Annotated in this window: 4 protein-coding genes; 1 reads left to right on the top strand and 3 read right to left on the bottom strand. The window is 68.6% G+C overall.

Features of this window, described 5'->3' with window-relative positions; all coding sequences use genetic code 11:
* Positions 1 to 145: 145 nt before the first annotated feature.
* The 3 genes from ACWGI8_RS42000 to ACWGI8_RS41990 all read right to left on the bottom strand — a co-directional run bounded on the left by ACWGI8_RS42000 (position 146) and on the right by ACWGI8_RS41990 (position 2,744).
* Positions 146 to 442, bottom strand: a complete 297-nt coding sequence (locus ACWGI8_RS42000; RefSeq protein WP_017946571.1) for a DUF4193 domain-containing protein — start codon at positions 440 to 442, stop codon at positions 146 to 148.
* A gap of 405 nt (positions 443 to 847) precedes the next feature.
* Positions 848 to 2,086 (bottom strand): sensor histidine kinase, encoded by a 1,239-nt coding sequence (locus ACWGI8_RS41995; protein WP_453668724.1) that lies wholly within the window; start codon positions 2,084 to 2,086, stop codon positions 848 to 850.
* A gap of 4 nt (positions 2,087 to 2,090) precedes the next feature.
* Positions 2,091 to 2,744, bottom strand: a complete 654-nt coding sequence (locus tag ACWGI8_RS41990; RefSeq protein WP_266388256.1) for a response regulator transcription factor — start codon at positions 2,742 to 2,744, stop codon at positions 2,091 to 2,093.
* Positions 2,745 to 3,086: 342 nt separating this feature from the next.
* Between ACWGI8_RS41990 and ACWGI8_RS41985 the strand changes: the two genes are divergently transcribed.
* Positions 3,087 to 3,260, top strand: coding sequence for a hypothetical protein (locus tag ACWGI8_RS41985; RefSeq protein ID WP_453668723.1), 174 nt, complete (start codon positions 3,087 to 3,089; stop codon positions 3,258 to 3,260).
* The last annotated feature ends 31 nt before the right edge of the window (positions 3,261 to 3,291 follow it).

The following is a 3,291-nucleotide window of genomic DNA, read 5'->3' as shown; positions in this document are numbered from 1 at the left end:
GGGCAGGTAGGCGGCGTCCCCGTGCCCGTCAGGCGCCTGAGCGCCGTCCGACGGGCCCGGACCGCCCTGGAGCGCCTCCGGGGAACCCTTCCGCCGGAAGCGTCGCTTCCTGACTGGTTCGCCGCCTGCCACGACCGACCGGACCTCAGTCGCAGTCGCGGCAGATCGGCTGGCCGTTCTTCTCCCGGGCCAGCTGGCTGCGGTGGTGCACGAGGAAGCAGCTCATGCAGGTGAACTCGTCCGCCTGCTTGGGCAGCACCCGGACGGCCAGCTCCTCGTTCGAGAGGTCCGCTCCGGGCAGCTCCAGGCCTTCGGCGGCCTCGAACTCGTCGACGTCGACCGTGGAGGTCGTCTTGTCGTTCCGCCTGGCCTTCAGCTCTTCGAGGCTGTCGGAATCGATGTCGTCATCGGTCTTGCGTGGGGTGTCGTAGTCCGTTGCCATGTCGCTCTCCCCCTCTGGGTGTTTGCGGTGTCTCCAGCGCACGTAACGCGTGAGAGGCCGGACTTGTGCCCGACCTGAGGCGGAGATTTTGCCTCACATCAAGGTCTGTTACTCAATCGACACCCAGCCGGACCCCTCGGGAGTGATCGGGTTGGATGGCGATCAGGACCGTACACGGTCCTAATGTCGCACTTCACGGGCGCCACCCCGTGTACTTCCCGTGATCTGGACCCCTGAAAACCCGGACGTTCCAGGCTTTACGACAGGATCTTTGACCACGGAGAGTAGATGGCTGGAAATTCGCTTCTGTGATCGATCACACATGGAACTCTCGGGCACAGATCCCGAAAATTCCGCGTAAAGCGAACAGAAGCAATTTCCGGCGGACAGCATCGAGAACGCGCCTCAGACCGGCAGGGTCACGCGCATCACGAGGCCGCCTCCCTCGCGCGGCTCCGCGATGATACGGCCACCATGGGCGCGCGCGACGGATCGCGCAATCGACAGGCCGAGACCCACGCCCTTGTCGCTGCCGGTACGCGCCTGACGCAGTCGCCGGAACGGCTCGAAGAGATTGTCGATCTCGTAGGCCGGAACCACCGGGCCCGTGTTCGCCACCACAAGCACGGCCTGGCCGGGCTGGGTCTCGGTGGTGACCTCCACCCAGCCGTCCTCAGGGACGTTGTACCGCACGGCATTCTGCACCAGGTTCAGCGCGATCCGCTCCAGCAGGACGCCGTTGCCCTGTACGACGGCGAGCGCGCGCCGGCCGCGGATCTCCACGCCCTTGGCCTCGGCCTCGGCGCGGGTCTGGTCGACGGCGCGGCCGGCGACCTCGGCGAGGTCGACGGGTTTGCGCTCCACGATCTGGTTGTCGCTGCGGGCGAGCAGCAGGAGGCCTTCCACCAGCTGCTCGCTGCGCTCGTTGGTGGCGAGCAGGGTCTTCCCGAGCTGCTGGAGCTCGGGTGGGGCGCCCGGGTCGGCCAGCTGCACCTCCAGCAGCGTGCGGTTGATCGCGAGGGGCGTACGCAGCTCGTGCGAGGCGTTGGCGACGAACCGCTGCTGGGCCGAGAAGGCTCGCTCCAGGCGGTCCAGCATCTCGTCGAAGGTGTCCGCGAGCTCCTTCAGCTCGTCGTCCGGGCCGTCCAGCTCGATCCGCCGGGAGAGGTCGGAGCCGACCACGCGGCGCGCGGTGCGGGTGATCTTGCCGAGCGGGGAGAGGACACGGCCCGCCATGGCGTAGCCGAAGGCGAACGCGATGACGCTGAGGCCGAGGAGCGCGAAGAGGGAGCGCGTGAGGAGCTCGTCCAGGGCCTCCTGGCGCTGGGCGGCGAAGCACACCTTGAGCGCCGTGTTGGCCTGGTCGGCGGTCAGCCCCGACTGCAGCGCGGGGCATGCGTTGCTGGTCAGCTGGACCTTGCTGTCGGGCAGCAGCTTGAAGGGCATCTCGTTGGCCGAGTGCAGGGCCTGCGCCGCGAGCAGATAGATGATCGAGAGCAGCAGAATGCCGGCGATCAGGAACATCCCGCCGTACAGCAGCGTGAGCCGTATCCGGATGGTGGGGCGCAGCCAGGGCCCGACGGGCTCTCTCGGGTCCCAGGTGGGTTTCGGGGGCGCCGCGGGGGGCGCGGGTGCGGTGGCCATCGGGTCAGATCCGGTAGCCGGAGCCCGGGACGGTGACGATCACCGGGGGCTCCCCGAGCTTGCGGCGCAGGGTCATGACGGTGACCCGGACGACGTTCGTGAACGGGTCCGTGTTCTCGTCCCAGGCCTTCTCGAGGAGCTGCTCGGCCGAGACGACCGCACCCTCGCTGCGCATGAGGACTTCCAGCACGGCGAACTCCTTCGGAGCGAGCTGGATCTCCTTGCCGTCGCGGAAGACCTCGCGGCGGTTCGGGTCGAGCTTGATGCCGGCGCGCTCCAGGACGGGCGGCAGCGGCACGGTCGTACGCCGGCCCAGGGCCCGGACGCGGGCGGTGAGCTCGGTGAACGCGAAGGGCTTGGGAAGGTAGTCGTCCGCGCCGAGTTCCAGGCCCTCGACGCGGTCGCTGACGTCGCCGGAGGCGGTGAGCATCAGGACGCGGGTGGGCATCCCCAGCTCGACGATCTTGCGGCAGACGTCGTCGCCGTGGACGAACGGGAGGTCGCGGTCGAGGACGACCACGTCGTAGTCGTTCACCCCGATGCGTTCCAGTGCGGCGGCGCCGTCGTACACGACGTCGACGGCCATGGCCTCCCGGCGCAGTCCGGTGGCCACCGCATCGGCGAGCAGTTGCTCGTCCTCGACGACGAGTACACGCACGTGGCTGGTCCTTCCTCTGGCGTTGCCCGTGACCCCTGCGACGTGCCCCTGTGATCAGGGCAGACCGGAGGGTCAGTGGCTGGATCTGTAGCACTGACTGTGTGCCTCCATCCTGCCCCTTACGCGCGTAAACCGGATGTAAGGCGGAGACGGGGCCCACGGGGGCAGCGGGAATTCGCGGGATTCCCGGATGAGTTGAGGTTTCTCTGAGGGTGGCCCTGGGGAGGACGACTGCACACCCCGCGATCACGCCATGTATGTGGCTTGCCACACCCCGCTCTCTGTCCCCCAGGGAGGGAGCGTGATCACCCCGCCATCGACCCACGACGAGGGGGCGCAACCATGGACGCATTCACCGCAGGACTACTGCAGCGCATCAAGGCCACGGAGACCGACCTCACGCGGGCCCGCGAGACGGGCGACGACTTCCTGGCGGACGTCGAGCAGGCCGAGCTGGACGACCTGCATCGCCTTGCCGCGGAGCACGGCGTGGAGGTCGGCGCCGCCAGCGCCTGACCACCCCGGAGAGGGCCCGACGCCGCAGGAC

This window comes from Streptomyces sp. NPDC054841, from assembly GCF_053611045.1.
This window is presented reverse-complemented; position numbering and strand designations above follow the sequence as displayed.

Bases quoted from the DNA above. Each gene is read 5' to 3' on its own strand.
- ACWGI8_RS42000 (WP_017946571.1), bottom strand. From the start codon at position 442: ATGGCAACGGACTACGACACCCCACGCAAGACCGATGACGACATCGAT.
- ACWGI8_RS41995 (WP_453668724.1), bottom strand. From the start codon at position 2,086: ATGGCCACCGCACCCGCGCCCCCCGCGGCGCCCCCGAAACCCACCTGG.
- ACWGI8_RS41985 (WP_453668723.1), top strand. From the start codon at position 3,087: ATGGACGCATTCACCGCAGGACTACTGCAGCGCATCAAGGCCACGGAG.